15 protein-coding genes and 1 tRNA gene are annotated in these 19,437 nt (G+C 46.0%); 6 read left to right on the top strand and 10 right to left on the bottom strand.

The features are described 5' to 3' along the window. Positions 1-40 precede the first annotated feature (40 nt). The 3 genes from ACSJJG_RS00885 (at position 41) to ACSJJG_RS00875 (ending at position 5,902) form a co-directional block, all read left to right on the top strand. Positions 41-4,498, top strand: a complete 4,458-nt coding sequence (locus tag ACSJJG_RS00885) for a hemagglutinin repeat-containing protein (RefSeq protein ID WP_481088136.1) — start codon at positions 41-43, stop codon at positions 4,496-4,498. Positions 4,499-4,637: 139 nt separating this feature from the next. Continuing rightward, complete coding sequence (yhjD, locus tag ACSJJG_RS00880) at positions 4,638-5,615, top strand: inner membrane protein YhjD (protein ID WP_481088135.1); 978 nt, start codon at positions 4,638-4,640, stop codon at positions 5,613-5,615. Between the two features lie 80 nt (positions 5,616-5,695). Next, complete coding sequence (locus ACSJJG_RS00875; RefSeq protein ID WP_481088134.1) at positions 5,696-5,902, top strand: 2-hydroxymuconate tautomerase family protein; 207 nt, start codon at positions 5,696-5,698, stop codon at positions 5,900-5,902. A gap of 91 nt (positions 5,903-5,993) precedes the next feature. On the opposite strand, the gene ACSJJG_RS00870 is transcribed toward ACSJJG_RS00875, so the two are convergent. The 7 genes from ACSJJG_RS00870 to dppA all read right to left on the bottom strand — a co-directional run bounded on the left by ACSJJG_RS00870 (position 5,994) and on the right by dppA (position 14,186). Further along, on the bottom strand, positions 5,994-7,463 hold the full coding sequence (locus ACSJJG_RS00870; RefSeq protein WP_481088133.1) for an insulinase family protein: 1,470 nt from the start codon (positions 7,461-7,463) through the stop codon (positions 5,994-5,996). Between the two features lie 107 nt (positions 7,464-7,570). Next, positions 7,571-8,278, bottom strand: coding sequence for a HAMP domain-containing protein (locus ACSJJG_RS00865; protein ID WP_481088132.1), 708 nt, complete (start codon positions 8,276-8,278; stop codon positions 7,571-7,573). Between the two features lie 217 nt (positions 8,279-8,495). After that, entirely contained in the window at positions 8,496-9,512 is a 1,017-nt protein-coding gene (dppF, locus tag ACSJJG_RS00860) for a dipeptide ABC transporter ATP-binding subunit DppF (RefSeq protein ID WP_481088131.1), read from the bottom strand. Continuing rightward, a complete protein-coding gene (dppD, locus tag ACSJJG_RS00855; protein ID WP_481088130.1) occupies positions 9,509-10,489 on the bottom strand; it encodes a dipeptide ABC transporter ATP-binding protein in 981 nt (326 codons plus the stop codon). Before dppD ends, dppF begins: the two co-directional genes overlap by 4 nt. Positions 10,490-10,501: 12 nt before the next feature. Beyond that, the gene (gene dppC, locus ACSJJG_RS00850) at positions 10,502-11,404 is read right to left on the bottom strand and encodes a dipeptide ABC transporter permease DppC (protein ID WP_481090342.1); all 903 of its coding nucleotides are present in this window, start codon (positions 11,402-11,404) and stop codon (positions 10,502-10,504) included. 9 nt (positions 11,405-11,413) lie between these two features. Further along, positions 11,414-12,433, bottom strand: coding sequence for a dipeptide ABC transporter permease DppB (gene dppB, locus ACSJJG_RS00845; protein WP_481088129.1), 1,020 nt, complete (start codon positions 12,431-12,433; stop codon positions 11,414-11,416). Positions 12,434-12,575: 142 nt separating this feature from the next. Next, positions 12,576-14,186, bottom strand: a complete 1,611-nt coding sequence (gene dppA, locus ACSJJG_RS00840) for a dipeptide ABC transporter periplasmic-binding protein DppA (RefSeq protein ID WP_481088128.1) — start codon at positions 14,184-14,186, stop codon at positions 12,576-12,578. A gap of 460 nt (positions 14,187-14,646) precedes the next feature. Between dppA and ACSJJG_RS00835 the strand changes: the two genes are divergently transcribed. Next, positions 14,647-14,880 (top strand): type II toxin-antitoxin system Phd/YefM family antitoxin, encoded by a 234-nt coding sequence (locus ACSJJG_RS00835; protein WP_189759246.1) that lies wholly within the window; start codon positions 14,647-14,649, stop codon positions 14,878-14,880. Then, entirely contained in the window at positions 14,877-15,263 is a 387-nt protein-coding gene (locus tag ACSJJG_RS00830; RefSeq protein WP_189759247.1) for a type II toxin-antitoxin system VapC family toxin, read from the top strand. The genes ACSJJG_RS00835 and ACSJJG_RS00830 overlap by 4 nt, the downstream gene beginning before the upstream one ends. Positions 15,264-15,356: 93 nt before the next feature. Here the strand turns inward: ACSJJG_RS00830 and ACSJJG_RS00825 are convergent. The 3 genes from ACSJJG_RS00825 to glyQ form a co-directional block, all read right to left on the bottom strand. Continuing rightward, a tRNA-Pro gene (locus tag ACSJJG_RS00825) sits at positions 15,357-15,433 on the bottom strand. Between the two features lie 103 nt (positions 15,434-15,536). Next, positions 15,537-17,606, bottom strand: coding sequence for a glycine--tRNA ligase subunit beta (gene glyS / locus ACSJJG_RS00820; RefSeq protein ID WP_481088127.1), 2,070 nt, complete (start codon positions 17,604-17,606; stop codon positions 15,537-15,539). A gap of 9 nt (positions 17,607-17,615) precedes the next feature. Next, the gene (glyQ, locus tag ACSJJG_RS00815) at positions 17,616-18,524 is read right to left on the bottom strand and encodes a glycine--tRNA ligase subunit alpha (RefSeq protein WP_481088126.1); all 909 of its coding nucleotides are present in this window, start codon (positions 18,522-18,524) and stop codon (positions 17,616-17,618) included. 193 nt (positions 18,525-18,717) lie between these two features. On the opposite strand from glyQ, the gene ACSJJG_RS00810 reads away from it, so the two are divergent. Beyond that, positions 18,718-19,281, top strand: a complete 564-nt coding sequence (locus tag ACSJJG_RS00810; RefSeq protein ID WP_481088125.1) for a DNA-3-methyladenine glycosylase I — start codon at positions 18,718-18,720, stop codon at positions 19,279-19,281. Positions 19,282-19,437: the final 156 nt, after the last annotated feature.

Raw genomic sequence — 19,437 nt, 5'->3', positions numbered from 1 at the left:
GCGCTGCACATGGCAATAAAGAAGCGAATAAGGAAATTATATGAAAAGTAAAAAATTTAAACTGTCTCCCACGGGCAAGCTTGCCGCCTCTATGGCAATTATTCTGGCAACCTGTTCAGTCAGTTTTGCCAATGATATTACGCCCGGTGGCGATGCTGCCCACAGCCCGGATGTTATGCAAGCTGATACCGGTGCAACCGTGGTTAATATCGTTGCGCCTTCCGCATCAGGGTTATCACATAACCAATACCAGGATTTTAACGTCAATCAAATGGGGGCGGTGTTCAATAACTCTCAGGAGGATGGAACATCACAATTGGCAGGGGAATTATCTGCCAACAGTAACCTTAATGGACAAGTTGCCAGTGTGATCTTAAATGAGGTTATTAGCCGTAACCCTTCATTCTTGCTCGGCGAACAGGAAATATTTGGTATCGCCGCCGATTATGTACTGGCAAACCCTAACGGTATCACTTGTAACGGCTGTGGTTTTATCAATACCAATCAGGCGTCATTGGTTGTCGGTAATCCACTGGTGGAAAATGGGATTTTGCAAGGCTTCAACACCTTTGATAACCAAAACGCCCTGAATATCAGGAACAATGGGTTATCTCATAGTGACGTTCTGAATCTGATTGCACCCAAAATTGACATCAATGGTCAGGTGATCACCACAAAAAATCTCAATATCACAACGGGGAATAACAAGATTTCGGCCGATGGTCGCATCTTGGATACCCAGCAAGCCAATATCAATGCACTCGACAGCTATTATTTGGGCAGTATGCGGGCAGGACGCATTCGTCTGCTGAATACGGCAGAAGGAAGCGGAGTCAATTTAAAAGGTCAGATAACCGCCAATGATGGGATTGAAATTGAATCCTACGGTGATGTGAAGTTGGAAGCGGCGGAGCTAAAAGGTGGGGATATCACCTTGAGCGGCAATAATGTGCTGTCCCAAGGACGCCTGAATCAATTTTCATCAGACAAAACAGGCAGCAATAATCACGATAGCACTTTTACTGGCATTTATACCGAACAAAAGCAAATCAGTGAATCTGTTGCCCGTACCCAACTGGCAGGCAAGAATATCACGCTGGTGGCCAAACAAAACAATCAAGTGATGGCAACCGATATTGAAGGGGATAATGTCAGACTGGCTGGCGCCAACCTGAAACTGGATGGGCAACAGCTTCACCAACTTGACCGTAGCACTAACAATCAACGGAAGTGGGGCTGGCAGTATGATGTCACCAATGAAAGTGAAAAATATCAGCACGAAGGCAATACCATTAACGCTCGTGAAAATATCCACTTGACCGCCAGTGAAGGCGATGCCGAAGTCCTTGGCAGTAAGATCAAAGCGGGCAACCTGTTGTCCGTATCCGCCCAGAAAGATGTGAAGCTGGCGGGTTTAGTGGAATCAGAAATGACCTTAGAGAAGGGATACAAAAAGAACCATCGAGCATCATTGCAAACGGGTAATTGGAGTGAGGTCAATTCCACCCAAAGAAGCACCGGCAATGAATTAAGCTCAGGTGGAGACTTAGGTATCAAGGCGAGAGGAAATGTTGACATTATTGGAACCCGGATTAACTCAGGCAAAAACCTGATTATTTCTGCGGATCAGCAAACTCACATTACTGTCCAATCCCTCGTTGATGATCAAATCCTTGCCAAGGATAAAACCTATTGGGGTGGGATTGCCGGTGGTAGCAAAAAAGATAATCGCGATAAATCAGAAACCCATCATATTTCCGAAGTGACGGCTGACGGGCACTTGCTGATGACAGGTGCAAATGGTGTCACCATTACGGGCAGTAAAGTCAAAGCGCAAAAAGGCGCTTATGTTGAAGCCAATGAAGGGCAGTTAATTATCGATAATGCGGTCAGCTATATTTCTAAAGAGGTGGATGAAAGAAAGGGAACAATCTTCAACATCACCAAAAATACGAATCAGGAACACAACAAGCAGCAAAAATCTTCCGGCAGTCAATTGATTTCCGATGCAGACCTGAAATTACTCAGTAATAAAGACATCAATGTCATTGGCAGTCTGGCAAAAAGTGCCGGCAAACTGCAACTGAATACGTCAGGTAATATCAATATCCTGAATTATGGTGAGAAGAATCAATATCAACAGGAAAAAACCAACCTTGACTGGCAGTACTACGCCAAGGATATGAAAGATAACCAATATCGTGCTGGAGTGGGCTTTGAACACACAACCGATAAACAGAAAGATGAAAGTACAATTCAACGCCCGTCAGAACTGAATGCGGGCAACCTTAGCGTCAATACGGGCAACAATGTCACTGTGACTGGCGCTAAGTTGGTCACAACACACGGTGATGCGAAAATTACCGGCAATAACATTGCGTTGCTGGCTGGCGAAAACAGCACATCAACTTCAACCTCACAAGAAAAACTGAGCAGCAGTGTATTTGTCACTGGCGGTATGGACAAACTCGGTAGTGGTATTGAAGGAACTTACAACAGCAACGGAAAATCCGACAGCCGGACAACGGCAGAAGTAACCAAAACCCAGGTGACGGGCAACCTTGAGCTGAATGCAATGGGTGAGTTGAAGCAACAGGGTACGGATCATCAAGTGCAAGGTGCTTATCAGGCTAATGCCGGCAGCATTAAAAATGTGGCAACGGCCAATACCGAATCCAGCTCAACCCATCAATTACAGGCAGGCGGCGAGATCAGCGGGACTGCCGATTATAGTGCAACCACTCGACCTGTAGAAAAAACAGTCAAGGCTGCCACAGATAAGAAACTGGATGCTTCCATCACGAAGACGGGTTTGCCTAATGCCGGTATTGAGCTGACAATGAATAACAACAGTCGTTACACCAATAACCATCAGTCCAATGCGGTAGTCACTACCATCAAGGCGGGTGATGTCAAAGTAACAACGAACGGTGATATCTATGACCAAGGTACGCAATACCAGGCCAACAAAGGTGGTGTCTCGCTGACGGCTGGCAGCCATACCAGTGAAGCCGCAGCCAACAGTCAAAACTCCCATACCGCTGACACAACTGGCAATGCCAGCTTGCGGGTCTACACCACAACAGGCGCAGATATCTCCGTCAATGGTAAAGGCAGTGGCAGCTATCAAGAAACATCTAACAACACTACCAGCGCAGTGACCAGCGGCATCAACGCCCAAAATGGCGTTAATGTTCAGGTGACCAGAGATGCACGCTACCAAGGCACGTCAATCAATGCCGGTGAAGGTTCAGCCAACGTTAATGCAGGTGGAAATATTCAGTTCAATCAGGCCACCAACCGTAATGAGAAACAAGGCAATGGTTACAATGGGGAAATTTCCCTGACCGTGGGAACCAACCCTGATGGCAAGAATTTCAGTGGTAGCCTCGGTGGTGGTTATAACACCGACAATCAGAACAACACTACTGCCCAAACCAGCAATATCACTGGTGGACAAGGGGTAAATCTGAATGCAGGCAATAATCTGACATTACAAGGTGGCAACGTTTCCGGCAAACAGGTAGATTTAACCGCACAGCGTGGGAAAATCGAACTGACTTCGGCTCAGGATACGGCTAGCGCCAATGGTTGGCATGTCGGTGCTAAAGCTAAAGGTGGCATGTCTTCTACCGCCCGCAAAGAAGGAGGGGATGGCGCAGCAGGCAATGCTTCAACAACAAACGATCCGGCCAACAGAATTTTCGACAATAAATATAATATTAGTGGTGAACTGAAATTTGGCGTCAATAACCTGACGCAAACCACACACCATAACGCACAGGTTTCCGGCGGCAATGTTAACCTGACCAGTGCGGGTGATACCTCACTTAAAGGTGCGAATGTGGATGCTGATCAGGTAACGGGCAAAGTCGGTGGCAATTTCAATGTCGAAAGCCGCAAAGACAGCACCCATAGCCTGAATATGGGTCTGGATGCGGGCTTGGGTTATAGCAAAACCGTCAAAGGGGATGCCGCTTCCAAACAGGCTGTTCCCACCACAGACGTCTTGTCAGAAAACACAACAAAGAACAGGGCTACCGGCGACGCTAAAACCGGGGATAAAGCCCCAAGTTTGACAGATCAATTGAAAGCCACATTCAAGGGCTTCAATGGCAAACTCAAAGGCAACTACGATACTCTCGATCGAGAAGCTGTAGGTAAGCAAACAACATTGACCGGTACTCAAGGGGTTAATCTGGATGTCTCTGGAACAACCTATTTAATGGGCAGCAAAATTGACAGTGCACAAGGTACTGTCTCGCTGAACACTCCACAAATTAATCAACAATCTGTCGCCGGGTACGATAAGGGCAAAAACTTAGGTATTAATGTACCTGATTCCCTCACCAGTCTGGCAACTTCTGCACAAAAAGATATTTTCTCCGGTAAAGTACCTTTTGTGAAAAATGAGGGCCACGATACTGAACTGCCAACTATCCACCCAACTATCCACCCAACGATCCACAGCGAAGTTAAGGGTCGTCAGTTAGATTAATCATCATGACTAACGCTTGATCCTCTGTACGGTAGCCAATATATGGCTACCGTATTTCTTCATATTCCCTAACCTGTTGCCTTTTCCATTTTGCCTGTTACTCTTTTTTCGCAGACATATTTTTTCGTCAGGGGATGTAATGCCAGATAACCATGAAAAAAGGGAACAACTCAATACAGGGAAGAGTTTCACACCGTTAGAGAAAGGGCTATATGGCAGTAAAAAAGCACTTTCCGTAACCATCCGTATTGGCAATGTCATCCGCCGTATTCCTTTTATCGCCCACTTTATCAGGGCGGCACAACGTTTTAACGACCGCATGGGTAGCCAATTCGGGGCTGCCATCACCTATTTTTCGTTTCTATCCTTAATCCCAATTCTGATGCTCTCTTTTGCCGTCGTCGGTTTTGTGCTGGCTTCCAACCCTGATTTACTGGCACGTTTGATTAATGGCATCGCCAATAGCATCAGTGATCCCGCTCTCGCCAACACACTGAAAAACAGTGTAGACACGGCGATTAACCAAAGAACAACCGTGGGATTGACGGGTTTGGCGATTGCACTTTATTCAGGGATGAACTGGGTTGGTAATTTACGTGAGGCAATACTCGCCCAATCCAGAGATGTCTGGGAACGCAATCATGAAGATAAAGAGAAAATTTACTTTCAATATATTCGCGACTTTTTCTCCCTATTCGGTCTGCTGTTTGCATTGGTCATTACCCTTTCGCTGACTTCTATCGCAGGTTCTGCCCAAGCCACCATCGTCCACGCCCTCGGACTGGAAGGCATCGAATGGCTCCGGCCGGCATGGACATCAATTGGCATGACCATTTCCATTTCAGCCAATTATTTGTTATTCCTGTGGATATTGTGGATTCTGCCGCGTCATCGCCCTGAAAGAAAAGCGCTGTTTAAAGGCACCTTAATGGCCGCCATTGGATTTGAAGTTATTAAATATATTATGACTATGATGCTGCCACGCCTTGCCAGCTCCCCTTCAGGTGCAGCTTTTGGTTCGGTGATTGGCTTAATGGCATTCTTCTATTTTTTCGCTCGTCTGACACTGTTTTGTGCCGCCTGGATCGCCACCGCAGAAGAGAAGAAAGCCAAGTAAACATCCACATATCAAATAAGTAAGACTGTTTTTTTGTTGTACCCACTTGTTTATAACAAACCCAAAAAGGAGTCATTTTTATGCCATTTGTGAATATCAGAATTACCCGTGAAGGCGTCACCGCTGAACAGAAAAAACAACTGATTGAAGGTGCAACCCAATTACTGGTGGATGTACTTGGGAAAAATCCGGCAACAACCTTTGTGATCATCGATGAAGTAGAGACAGATAACTGGGGCGTTGGGGGTAAAAACGTCACTGAGCTACGGGCTGCCGCGAAGAAATAAGTTGAAGATGTCAGAAGACATGAATACTTTAAATCGGGGCGGGTTAAACCGCCCCTTAAGACGATAGATAGAAAAGTACTCGTTTACCCTCTTACTCTCCATCGTTCACTGTTTTAGGCTCTTTCGGTTTCTCCGGCAATGGGCCTGGTCGCATAATCTGGTTAAAGCTATTTTTGATCTGATTCACATCCATTGTCGCTTCACCTTTTGGTTGCACCAGAATAAAAGAGATTTCTTGGGACAGCATCTCTTTCAGCCTCTTATTCAAGATTTGTGGTGTCAGAGAGGATAGAAACGCCTGCCTTAACCGCTGGAATTGTTCAGGGGCGATATCTATCACATTATTTTGCTGTGACAACAGACGTTGATTAATCAGAACATCGGTATCAGTGCGAGCATACATGGCAAATAGCTGCTGGAGCTGACTTTTCTTCTGCGCATAAAGCTCATCAAATTGTTCCTGTGGCAAGCCATTTTCCCGCAATGATGATAGCTGGGAAGCCAGATAAAGCGTAGATTTCATCAGCTTGTCCGCAGAGGAGTCCAGATTTAGTGAGCAGTTTGCTCGCTGGTATAGGACCCGGCAATCCAGGCCTAATTTCATGTCATCCTGCTTATCCTTAAGCCCCGATTGCAGGTAACGGTAAAGCGCTTCACGCGTCAGGTCATTTAACCAGTACTGAATTAGGGTTTCCGAATTGTTAATTGGCAACCAGTTCAGGTTCCAGATTAAAGATAAGCGATCTTGTTCGGCCTTATCACTCACTACGCCAATCGTTGCTGCTCTCAGTGGCAGCAAGGTAGAAACAGGAACCGGCGTCTGCCGTTTCCCCTCCAATGCGGCAAAGGCCCGATTAATTCGCTCTGACAGTGATCGGTTGTCAACATGCCCTGCGATATACAGCGTCATCGCATCCGGCGTGTACCATTGATGATAAAAATTTTCGACTTTTTTTACATCGACAGGCACTGATACGGACATCCCAGGATCATGGTCGATAAGTGTCGAACCTTGCAGACGCATACGCCACACAGGATCCTGGATATCAGATGGGAAAGTCGTCACAAGATGTTCATCCCCTTTTATGGCCTGTGCCAGTGTCTCCGATGTAAATACCGCACCACCAGCAATGTCGGATAACCATATCAATGCATCTTGCAATAGATCGGGACGATTATTTGGCAGGCTCAGACTGTAAAGGGTGAAATCATAGGAAACAATGGCAGGCGGAAAGAGATTTTTAGTATCTATCGCATTGTGCCATAGGTTTTCCAGTTTCTGCGATGATAAATCTTTGCTACTGGATAAGACGATTTTCGGAATCAGGTAGGTATAGCCCCGTTGTTGGGTTTTCTCAGACAGTGAGCCGGTCTTTACCAATAAGCGCAACTGTACTCTGTCATTAGGCCGCTGTGGTGTTTGCAGGATTTGCCAGCTAAATCCATTTTCAAGTTTGCCTTGTTGCCAGGCTGGATCTGGTTGCAAGGTCTCAGCCTGTGCCAAACAAGTTGTAACCAGAATCGCACCACCAATAAGATATCCGATTTTGTTGCCCAGCATGTTCACTTACCCCTACCTGTTTAATTTTATCCTGCGATAACCTAAGACAATCATTCATCCCTGAATATTATCATCAAGGATTAGACTGTTATTCATCTTGTCAGGTTTCATTTTGATGGCGTTTTCTGCTTATTAACCTGACGATTATAGCCTTTCACCAACAACCCCAGCTCATCATCCTGATGGTTTTTAGGGCAAGGTATAGTCACTGGCGGCTGTTCTTCATTCAGTTCCCGCGCAACATTGCGCAATGGATGGATAATAATGCGATTTACACACCAGCTTATCGACACCGTAAGAATCAGTGCGAGTAATAAATAAGTGGTCAACATTAATGCAAGTATATTCAAGGCAAAACGATACACCCGATTGGAATCAACCTGCAAAATAAGGTGTCCCTGTGATTGCGCTGTTTTTGGCGTAACACCATAAACATAGAGAGGAATATTGACCTCAACAGGAATACCAAAAACCTTCTTTGCCAGTTCAGGTATGGGACGATGAGTGGCAAAATCCAGGCTCATTACCCGAACGTTATCAGGTAATAACACATCGGCTCGCCCCAGAATGCCTGAGGTCTTCAACCCAATCAACAGCGTTTTCGCTTTATTGAGATCTGAACTTAACAACGCTTCCGCCAAAGGTGTCTGGATCTGTACGGCCGCATTGTTAAGTTGGCTGATATAGTCATCTTTCCGCTGCTGTAATAGGTGGGATAACTGGATGGTGATGAAAATGGCAATAGTAACCAAAGTGACTCCTGTCACTGCGGCCATCTGTTTAATGGTTAACGAACGTTTGACACGCAATTTCATCTTATCCAAACCAATACCAAACTAATAGTGAGAACACCGACCAACACATCTTAATAATGTGAGTGAGTATACTTGATTTTACTTGTGGTCGTCTCATTTTGATGAATGGCGATGCAACAGAGAAAATGACCGGGATATAACGGCATCAAATAAAGCGATTGTATAACGTTAACCGTCGCTTAGAGAATGTCAAACGTTATACCACGGTCAGATATGATCAGGTGGATGGGTTTTCATCCTGTTCGACCGCGAAACACGCGATCAGTTGTCCGCCATATTGCTTTAACTTAGGCTGGAATTGGGTACATTGGTTAAATGCACGACGACAACGGGCAGCAAAAGCACACCCCGCCGGCGGATTCATCGGGCTTGGCAGCTCTCCCGTCAGCTTAATGCGTTCACGGCGCAGTTCAGGATTAAGGCGAGGCGTCGCCGACAACAACGCCTGTGTATAAGGGTGACGAGGAGTGTTAAAAATCATTTCTTTACTGCCTTTTTCCACACAGCGTCCCAAATACATCACCATCACTTCATCAGCAATATGTTCGACGACTGAAAGATCATGGGATATAAAGACGTAAGACAATCCCAGCTCCTGTTGCAAATCCATCATCAGGTTCAGAACCTGCGCCCGCACTGAAACATCCAACGCTGAAACGGGTTCATCTGCAATTACCACGTCTGGGTTTAACATTAACCCACGGGCAATGGCGATACGCTGACGCTGACCACCAGAAAACATATGGGGATAGCGCGCATAATGTTCCGGTTTTAGTCCTACTTTCTCCATCATCTGTAAGACTTTTTCCTTACGTTCATGCGCAGTAAGTGAAGTATTAATCAGCAACGGCTCTTCCAAAATCTGCCCTACTTTTTTACGGGGATTTAAGGAAGCATAGGGGTTTTGAAATACAATCTGGATCTTCTGGCGACGAAGTTTTTCTGCTTCTTTATTTGGCACTAAGAGGTCTTGTCCCAGATAATAAAGCTCCCCCTCAGTCGGTTTTTCAATCATGGTCAACAAGCGGCCCAATGTGGATTTTCCACAGCCCGATTCGCCGACAACCGCCAACGTCTTGCCTTTTTCCAGTTCAAATGAGACACCATCCAACGCCTTAACCATACGCTCAGGCGAGAATAAGCCTGTTTTCACCGGATAATATTTCTTCAATTCCGTGGCTTGCAGTAAAGGTGCTGTCGCCTTTTCTTGTTCCCTGTTTTGTTGAATGTTCATACTGTTGGCCTCCCCTCATCATCCAGTGGCATGTGACATTTAACCTGACGCTCTCCTACTGATTTCAGTGGCGGTTCCTCCTGGCGACAATGCGCATTGGCATAAGGACAACGCGGGTTGAGCAGACACCCCATTGGGCGATCATATTTTCCGGGAACAACGCCGGACAACGATGCCAAACGGGATTTATCCACTGCAAATTCCGGCAATGCCCGCAATAATGCTTGTGTATAAGGATGGCGTGGCGCACGGAAGATTTCCGTTGCCTTGCCAATTTCCACCACCTGCCCGGCATACATCACAATAATATGGTGGGCAGCTTCCGCCACCAGCGCCAAATCATGGGTGATCAAGAGTAATGCCATGTTTTCCCGCTGCTGCAATTCCAGCAACAACTCAATGATTTGCGCCTGAATGGTGACATCCAGCGCCGTCGTCGGCTCATCGGCAATCAGAAGCTTCGGGCGACACGCGATAGCCATCGCGATCATCACGCGCTGGCTCATTCCGCCAGACAATTGGTGCGGATAAACATCCAGGCGAGAGGCCGGATCGGGAATACCCACTTGGTTCAACAAGTCTATTGCCCGCTGGTATCGCGTTTTTCGATTGCCGCCCTGATGGACTTTCAAGGCTTCCATTATCTGATAACCGACGGTGTAGCACGGATTCAAACTGGTCATGGGATCTTGGAAAATCATCGCCACTTCCGCCCCTACCAACTGCCGGCGCTCTTTTTCTGAAATTTTAGTCAGGTCACGGCCAGCGAACTCCAGTTTTTCGGCCATAACTTTGCCCGGATAATCAATCAGCCCCATAATCGCCAATGAACTGACGGACTTACCTGAGCCGGATTCTCCAACAATGCCGACAACCTCTCCCTGCTCAACACGGTAGCTGATACGGTCAACGGCGCGGAATGGTGCATCTTCATCCCCAAAATGCACTGACAATTGCTCTACATTCAATAATGCCATTTCACAATACCCCTACTGCTTGAGTTTGGGATCAAGTGCATCGCGCAACCCGTCTCCCATCAGGTTAAATGCCAGTACCGTCAACAGGATAGCCAGCCCCGGAAAGGTCACAACCCACCACGCACTCTGGGTAAATTGCAAAACATCGGCCAACATGGTTCCCCATTCTGGAGTTGGTGGCTGTGCTCCCATTCCCAGAAACCCCAAGGCCGCCATATCAAGAATAGCGTTCGAAAACCCTAATGACGCTTGCACAATCAACGGGGCAAGGCAGTTTGGCAGGATATTGATGAACATCTGGCGTATGGCTCCCGCACCCGCCACTTGGGAAGCCGTCACATAATCGCGGTTAACTTCCACCAGTACCGCCGCTCTTGTTAAGCGGATATAGTGAGGCAGGGCGACAAAAGTGAGTGCCAGGGACGCATTAATAATTGATGGACCAAAGATCGCCACCAGCACCAATGCCAGCAGCAGGCTAGGCAAGGCCAACATAATGTCGACGATACGCATGATAATGGTATCTACCACACCGCCGAAATATCCGGCCAATAATCCCAGAATGATGCCCATGATGAGTGACATCACTACCACCAGACAGCCAACCAACAATGAAAGGCGTGCCCCATACATCAGGCGGGACAGAATATCGCGCCCAACATCATCAGTGCCGAGAATAAATTGCCAGCTTCCGTCTTCCTGCCATACCGGAGGCATTAACAAGGAATCACGAAACTGTTCTGCCGGACCATGTGGAGCTAATACCCCCGCCAATAATGCAATCAGCAGCATCAGGATAATATAGACAAGACCAATTACTGCGCCTTTGTTGCGCTTAAAGTAGTGCCAAAATTCCTGTATCGGCGTCATTAATTTCGGTGCACCCGATACGACAGGCTCAGTTGTTTGAGTCATCATGTGCTCCTATTTCTTATGACGAATGCGCGGATTGACGATGCCGTACAACAAATCAACCACCAGATTGACCAGAATAATCATGGTTGCCACTAACAATACTCCGCCCTGTACCACCGGATAGTCACGACGTTGCAGGGCATCAATCAGCCAACGTCCTAATCCTGGCCATGAGAAAATGGTTTCGGTCAGAATGGCACCCGCCAACATGATACCGACTTGCAGACCAATCACCGTGACGACAGGTAACAGCGCATTACGCAGTGCATGGACGATAATGACACGAATACGACTCAGTCCTTTTGCCCTGGCAGTACGGATATAATCTTCGCCCAGCACTTCTAGCATGGAAGAACGTGTCATGCGCACGATGACGGCTAACGGGATCGTTCCCAGTACAATAGCCGGTAGGATCATGTGCATGACAGCATCGGTGAAATCGCCCTCCTCGCCCCAAATCAGCGTATCGATCAGCATAAAACCCGTGAGGGGATTGCTGTCATCAATAAACACACTATCAGCGATGCGGCCAGAAACAGGGGTCAAGTTCCAGTGAACGGAAACCAGCATGATCAGCATGATCCCCCACCAGAAAATTGGCATGGAGTAGCCGGTCAATGACAAGCCAATCGCGGTGTGATCAAAGACAGAACCCCGTTTAACTGCCGCCAATACCCCCACCGGAATACCGACAGCGATGGCAAATAACATGGCACAGATGCCCAATTCAAAAGTCGCTTTAAAACGTGGGACAAACTCATCCCATACAGGAATGCGGCTTTTCAACGAGATCCCCAAATCACCATGCAATACGCCATTGATGTAATGAAGATATTGCTCCCAGAGAGGTTTATCTAACCCCATTGCAGCCATTAATTGGGCATGGCGTTCAGCAGAAATACCTCGCTCTCCCGCCATAATCAGCACGGGATCACCCGGTATCATGTGCACAAACGCGAAAGTCAGCAGCGTAATACCAATAAACGTCGGGATCACTAATCCCAAACGCCGGAGGATAAATTGCAGCATATCCTGAGTTCCCTTTTTAAATACCAGTACGGCTCTTCGGACCGTTTGGTGTCTACAGAGTCGACTTGCCCATCAGAGAAGCGAAACCATCCCCCAGATCTTTCTGTGGGGATGGTTAATCACAACAGTTCAACAGCAAGAATTATTTGAGATCAACGTCATAGAAAAGATGTCTGCCCAGTGGATCAACCACATATCCTTTCACTTCTTTACGGACTGGTTCATAAACCGTGGAGTGAGCGATGATCAATGCAGGAACTTGTTCATGCATAACAACCTGCGCTTGCTTATAAAGTGCCGTACGCTTGTTAACGTCAGCAGTTGTACGCGCGGGTTGGATTGCGTCCTCAAATGGCTTGTAACACCATTTTGAATAGTTAGAACCTTTCTCTTTAGCTGCACAACTAAACAAAGTGCCGAAGAAGTTATCAGGGTCACCATTGTCCCCTGTCCACCCCATCATCACCGTTTTCGGTTCACCATCTTTAGCTCGTTTCAGGTATTCACCCCATTCATAGCTGACAATCTTAGCTTTGACACCAATTTTCGCCCAATCTGCCTGAATCATTTCCGCCATACGACGGGCATTCGGGTTATACGGACGCTGTACTGGCATCGCCCACAGATCGGTTTCGAAACCATTCGGGAAGCCGGCTTCGTTCAACAGTTCCTTAGCCTTGGCGGTATCATAGGAGTAGTCTTTGATATCTGTGTCATAGCCCCACATGGTCGGTGGGATCAGGTTTTTCGCTTTCTGCCCAGCGCCCTGATATACAGCCTCAATGATGGCATCTTTGTTCACTGCTATTGCCAGTGCCTGGCGCACTTTCACATTATCCAGTGGCGGCTTGGTGACATTGAAAGAAAGATAACCCACATTCAAGCCAGCCTGTTCCGTCAAGACGATATTTTTATCCTGCTTCATGCGGGATATATCCGCAGGGTTTGGATACGGCATAATCTGGCATTCGTTTTTCTGCAATTTTGCATAACGCACAGAAGCATCAGGAGTAATGGAAAAGACTAAGCGGTCGATTTTTGCTGGCCCTTCCCAATAATCCTTAAAGGCTTTATAGAGAATTCGGGAGTCTTTTTGGTATTGCACTAACTGGAATGGGCCTGTACCAATTGGATTCAGGTCAACTTTCTCAGGCGTTCCCGCTTTCATCATCACATCAGCGTATTCCCTGGACATAATCGAAGCAAAATCCATCGCCAGGTTAGCGATGAAAGGTGCTTCAGGGCGTGACAGTACAAAGCGAACGGTATAATCATCGACTTTTTCTATTTTGCTGATGATATTTCCCATATCCATACCGATGAAATATTCATAGCTGCCTCCCGAAACCTGATGGTACGGATGATTTTTATCTTTCTGGCGCATAAAAGTAAAAATCACATCATCAGCATTAAAATCACGGGTAGGTTTGAATTCCTTATTGCTATGCCATTTCACTCCTTTACGCAAATGGAAGGTATAAACCTTACCATCGTCACTCACATCCCAGCTGTCGGCCAGACTTGGAACGATGTTGGTTGTCCCTGCTTTAAAATCTACCAGACGGTTATAGATCTGTCTGGAAGTTGCATCATAAGTTGTACCAGAAGTGAATAACTGTGGGTTGAAGCCTTCAGGAGAACCTTCAGAGCAGTAGACCAACGTTTTTGCCTGAATACTGGCTGTAACAGCCAGTGCGACAAGGCCAATTCCCAGTTTTAATAGACTGGACTGTTTTTTTTTGGAGATCGTCATGACTTAAACCCCGTTTGTGATGTTTATGATGTTTAACTTGTTTTATTATTTTTCGCTTATCAATTAATCAATTGTTATGCCTGACGTCAACATCATCAAACACAACAGCAGAAACATAAGAAAAACACAAAAGAAAAGAATTATTAACAATCATGGTTAAAAAACATGACGGAAAGCACATGAAATAGACAAATAAACCAAAAATTAAGCGAATGGAAAGAATTAATCCCTGGTGATGATAAATTTGAATTTGTGACCAGATGCTTAAATAATAGGCAATATAGCTTATAAAAAGGTGGAAATTTATAACAGCATAATAAATAGAGAAAAATAATTATTCCTTATGCCCAGTTTCTTTCTGAAATGACCAATATATTACTTAGATGAACATTAGTGATGATATTTTGCTCAAAATTGACTACAATATAACCTTAGCTAACTTAGCTAATGGAGAGAAAGCATGACTATTCAAGCCAATATGCACGAGGCGAAAACACACTTGAGCCAACTGGCAGATAAAGCTGTTGATGGTGAAATTGTTATTATTGCTAAATCTGGAAAACCTTATGTCCAGCTAGTCCCTATTAATCAATCAGATAGAATACCTGGAGGATTCGAAAATACTGTTAGCATAGATGAACAATTTTACGAAGCTGATCACGATATACAGGAAATGTTTGAAGGATCTTTATGAAACGGCTTTTATTAGATACCCACACGCTAATCTGGTGGATAACGGATGATCCATCTTTAGGCAAAATGACAAGAAGTATACTCAGCAAAGGGACAAATAGCGTATTTGTCAGCGCAGTGACTCCTTGGGAAATTTCGATAAAACGTGCATTGGGAAAACTAAAGTTCAATGCTGATTTCGATATTATCATGGAAAAAAATAATTTTATTCCTTTATCAATAACACATGCTCATGCAGAAAGTGCAGGTGATTTACCACGTCATCATGGAGATCCTTTTGATAGGATGCTCATTGTACAATCTCAAATGGAAGGGTTAACACTGGTTTCTGCTGATACTGTCTTTTCGGAATATGGCATTCGAATAATTAATGCCCGACTGTAGACTTGTAAGAAAATAGCAAACTATTTTATTTAATATATATTTATCTGATATATAAGAAAAAACCCCGCTCATAAGAGCAGGGTTTCTAGATGCTGGTCGGCGAGAGAGGATTCGAACCTCCGACCCACTGGTCCCAAACCAGTTGCGCTACCAAGCTGCGCTACTCGCCGAAAACGAGCCGAATCTTACTGCCAGAGCCACCAACCGTCAATACCTTTTTAAAGATATGTGGTTAGTTGACCATAAACCATCCAATATGAACGATATAGCCTATTACTGGAGCAGGGAAATATCGGCAACACGCAAGAACAGGTCACGCAATTCACTTAATAACGTCAAGCGATTGATCCTGACTTGGCTGTCTTCATCCATAACCATCACACTATCGAAGAACGCATCTACCACTTCACGCAGGGAAGCCAATTCAACCAACGCATCCTGATAGTTTCCTTCGGCAAACAGAGGAGCCAGCTTTTCCTTCAACACTGCAAGGTGTGTCGCCAGTTGGATCTCTTCTGCCGCTTTCAACACGGAAGCAAGGACAGTATCATTCAACGGTTCTGCTGATTTCGCCAGGATGTTGGAAACGCGTTTATTGGCTGCCGCCAGCGAAACGGCTGCATCCAGAGTACGGAAATGCGTAACCGCTTTCATTCGGGCATCAAAATCTGCCGGTTGAGTCGGACGACGTGCCAGTACCGCCTGAATAGTATCAACGCTATACCCCAGCTCTTGATACCAAGCGCGGAAACGGCCGAGCATAAACTCAACCACATCATCCACCGCTTTTTCGTTGGTCAGCTTGTCCCCATACAAACACACCGCTTCTTCTGCCAACGTTTGGAGGTCAAGAGGTAATTTTTTCTCAACGATAATGCGCAGAACACCCAGTGCCGCACGGCGCAAAGCAAACGGGTCTTTATCCCCTTTCGGATGCTGACCAATCCCGAAGATCCCAGCCAAGGTATCCATTTTATCTGCAATGGCAACGGCACAGGAAACGCCTGTTGATGGCAGTGCATCACCAGAGAAACGTGGCTGATACTGCTCATTCAGTGCCAGCGCCACATCTTCCGCTTCGCCATCATGACGTGCATAGTGCATCCCCATCACGCCCTGCGTATCGGTGAATTCGAACACCATATTGGTCATCAGGTCACATTTGGACAATAAACCCGCACGCGTTGCATGATTGACATCTGCACCGATTTTTTCCGCAATCCAGCCAGACAGGGCTTGAATGCGATCTGTTTTGTCACGCAGAGTACCCAATTGTTTCTGGAACAGTACGGTTCCCAAACGCGGCAGGTTGTCTTCTAAACGTTGTTTACGGTCAGTCTTGAAGAAGAATTCCGCATCCGCCAAACGTGGGCGAACCACTTTTTCGTTACCGGAAATAATTTGCTGAGGATCAGAAGATTCAATATTGGTGACAAAAATAAAGTTCGCCATCAATTTGCCGGCCTTGTCGTAAACCGGAAAATATTTCTGGTCACCTTTCATGGTATAAACCAGCGCTTCAGCAGGAACTTGCAGGAATTTTTCTTCGAATTTCGCCGTCAGTACAACCGGCCATTCCACCAGCGAAGCCACTTCTTCCAACAAACTGTCGCTCAGATCCGCTACACCACCAAGCTGCATTGCGGCCTGTTCGGCATCACGCTTGATCATCGCCTTACGAACTTCATAATCCGCGATAACCCGACCACGCTCCTGCAAAATAGCTGGATACTGCTGTGCGTTCTCAATGGTAAATTCCGCCTCACCCATAAAGCGGTGACCACGAATAATTCGATCCGATTGAATACCCAGAATTTCACCTTCAACCACTTCGCTGCCCAGCAGCATGGTGACCGTATGTACCGGACGAACAAACTGGGTCTGTTTATCGCCCCAACGCATCAGCTTAGGGATCGGCAACTTACTCAGAGCACTGCTCACCATATCCGCCAGCAGCACTTTTGCTTCGCGGCCTTTAACTTGAGCACGATAAAGCAGCCATTCCCCCTTGTCCGTTACCATGCGTTCAGCCTGATCAACGGTGATACCGCAACCACGCGCCCAACCTTCTGCGGCTTTGGTTGGTTTACCTTCTGCATCGAACGCCTGAGCAATTGCAGGGCCACGCTTTTCAACTTCACGATCAGCCTGTGCTGCCGCCAAATTGGTTACTTTCAGTGCCAAACGACGAGGAGCCGCAAACCAGCTAACTTCACCATGACCCAGATTGGCGTTATTCAGTTCGGCTTCAAAATTGGCCGCAAAAGATTCAGCCAATGAACGCAGCGCCTTTGGTGGCAGCTCTTCTGTGCCGATTTCCACAAGGAAAGTCTGTTGAATCATGATGGCCTCTTATTTCTTGTTACACATAGGGAAGCCAAGCGCCTCGCGGGAGGCATAATAAGCTTCAGCAACCGCTTTGGTCAGGGTACGGATGCGCAGGATATAGCGCTGACGTTCAGTCACGGAAATCGCTTTGCGGGCATCCAGCAAATTGAAGGTATGGCCCGCTTTTAAAATGCGCTCATAAGCCGGCAATGGCAGCGGAGTTTCCAGCGCCAGTAATTCCTGTGCCTCTTTTTCGTATTGCTCAAAGCAGGTAAACAGAAAATCCACATCGGCGTACTCGAAGTTGTAAGTAGACTGTTCAACCTCATTCTGGTGGTAAATGTCTCCATAGGTGGTTTTACCCAACGGGCCATCGCTCCATACCAGATCGTAAACGCTATCCACGCCTTGAATATACATCGCAAGACGTTCCAACCCGTAAGTAATTTCGCCCGTTACTGGCTTACATTCAAGGCCACCAACTTGCTGAAAGTAGGTGAACTGGGTGACTTCCATACCGTTCAACCAGACTTCCCAACCCAGCCCCCATGCGCCCAGAGTTGGGTTTTCCCAGTTATCTTCAACAAAGCGGATATCATGAACAGTCGGATCTAGCCCTAACGCTTTCAAGGAACCAAGATAGAGTTCCTGAATGTTATCTGGAGATGGCTTGATGATAACCTGAAATTGATAGTAGTGCTGGAGGCGGTTTGGGTTTTCGCCATAACGACCGTCAGTTGGACGACGAGAAGGTTGCACATAAGCTGCTGCAATAGGCTCTGGTCCCAAAGCACGCAGACAGGTAATAGGATGAGAGGTTCCTGCGCCGACTTCCATATCCAGTGGTTGGACAATGGTACAGCCTTGACGCGCCCAGTAATCCTGTAATGTCAGGATGAGTCCCTGAAAGGTTTTGGTATCAAACTTTTGCATGTTGAACCCGCATGCGATGCATATGAATTTAAACGAAAGAGGTCAGTATACCCTTTGGACGTAAGATATACAGCACTGATCACCCTCAATTTTATCGTAGTATAAAAAAATCTTATTCAGGTCGCTTTATTTGTATATTTATACAGCTAAAATTAGGGTCATTATCAACCACTATTTGAGGTAAGTTCAATTCATGGACAAGGAAATAACGCGCTGTGGTTGGGTAACATCCGACCCTGATTATCTGGCCTATCACGACAACGAATGGGGAATCCCTTTAAGAGATAGCCAACAACTTTTCGAACTGCTTTGTCTGGAAGGACAACAAGCAGGTTTATCATGGTTTACCATCCTGAAAAAACGGGAAGGTTATCGAAAATGTTTTCATCAGTTTGATCCGGTCAAAATAGCCAAAATGGATGAAACAGACGTTGAAAGACTGATGGAAGAACCGGCCATCGTGCGTAATCGTGGCAAAATCAATGCCATTATTCACAATGCCCGCGCTTATCTGAAAATAGCTGAACAAGGTGAAGACTTCAGCGCTTTTATCTGGCGTTTCGTTGATCACTCTCCCCAAATGAATCATTGGCAAAATTTATCAGAAGTTCCTGCCAAAACAGCCAATTCCGATGCACTTGCAAAAGAGTTGAAAAAACGGGGATTTAAATTTATTGGTAGCACCACCTGCTACGCTTTTATGCAGGCAGCAGGTTTGGTCAATGATCACCTCATAAATTGTTTATGTCGGAAATAAGTGACTGTAGTAAAAAATTAAAATTAGTAAAAAATTAAAATTAGTGATAAAAACAAAAACAATTAAATATCAGCCTTAAAAAATAAAACTGGATTAAACACAAAATATCCAGTTATTAAAATTAAAAAAAGAAAAAACAAACGATACAGAAGCAGA

This window comes from Xenorhabdus sp. SGI 60 (assembly GCF_056632175.1).
This window is presented reverse-complemented; position numbering and strand designations above follow the sequence as displayed.

Coding starts and splice junctions, on each gene's coding strand:
- ACSJJG_RS00885 (WP_481088136.1), top strand. CDS start 41: ATGAAAAGTAAAAAATTTAAACTGTCTCCCACGGGCAAGCTTGCCGCC.
- yhjD (WP_481088135.1), top strand. CDS start 4,638: ATGCCAGATAACCATGAAAAAAGGGAACAACTCAATACAGGGAAGAGT.
- ACSJJG_RS00875 (WP_481088134.1), top strand. CDS start 5,696: ATGCCATTTGTGAATATCAGAATTACCCGTGAAGGCGTCACCGCTGAA.
- ACSJJG_RS00870 (WP_481088133.1), bottom strand. CDS start 7,463: ATGCTGGGCAACAAAATCGGATATCTTATTGGTGGTGCGATTCTGGTT.
- ACSJJG_RS00865 (WP_481088132.1), bottom strand. CDS start 8,278: ATGAAATTGCGTGTCAAACGTTCGTTAACCATTAAACAGATGGCCGCA.
- dppF (WP_481088131.1), bottom strand. CDS start 9,512: ATGAACATTCAACAAAACAGGGAACAAGAAAAGGCGACAGCACCTTTA.
- dppD (WP_481088130.1), bottom strand. CDS start 10,489: ATGGCATTATTGAATGTAGAGCAATTGTCAGTGCATTTTGGGGATGAA.
- dppC (WP_481090342.1), bottom strand. CDS start 11,404: ATGACTCAAACAACTGAGCCTGTCGTATCGGGTGCACCGAAATTAATG.
- dppB (WP_481088129.1), bottom strand. CDS start 12,433: ATGCTGCAATTTATCCTCCGGCGTTTGGGATTAGTGATCCCGACGTTT.
- dppA (WP_481088128.1), bottom strand. CDS start 14,186: ATGACGATCTCCAAAAAAAAACAGTCCAGTCTATTAAAACTGGGAATT.
- ACSJJG_RS00835 (WP_189759246.1), top strand. CDS start 14,647: ATGACTATTCAAGCCAATATGCACGAGGCGAAAACACACTTGAGCCAA.
- ACSJJG_RS00830 (WP_189759247.1), top strand. CDS start 14,877: ATGAAACGGCTTTTATTAGATACCCACACGCTAATCTGGTGGATAACG.
- glyS (WP_481088127.1), bottom strand. CDS start 17,606: ATGATTCAACAGACTTTCCTTGTGGAAATCGGCACAGAAGAGCTGCCA.
- glyQ (WP_481088126.1), bottom strand. CDS start 18,524: ATGCAAAAGTTTGATACCAAAACCTTTCAGGGACTCATCCTGACATTA.
- ACSJJG_RS00810 (WP_481088125.1), top strand. CDS start 18,718: ATGGACAAGGAAATAACGCGCTGTGGTTGGGTAACATCCGACCCTGAT.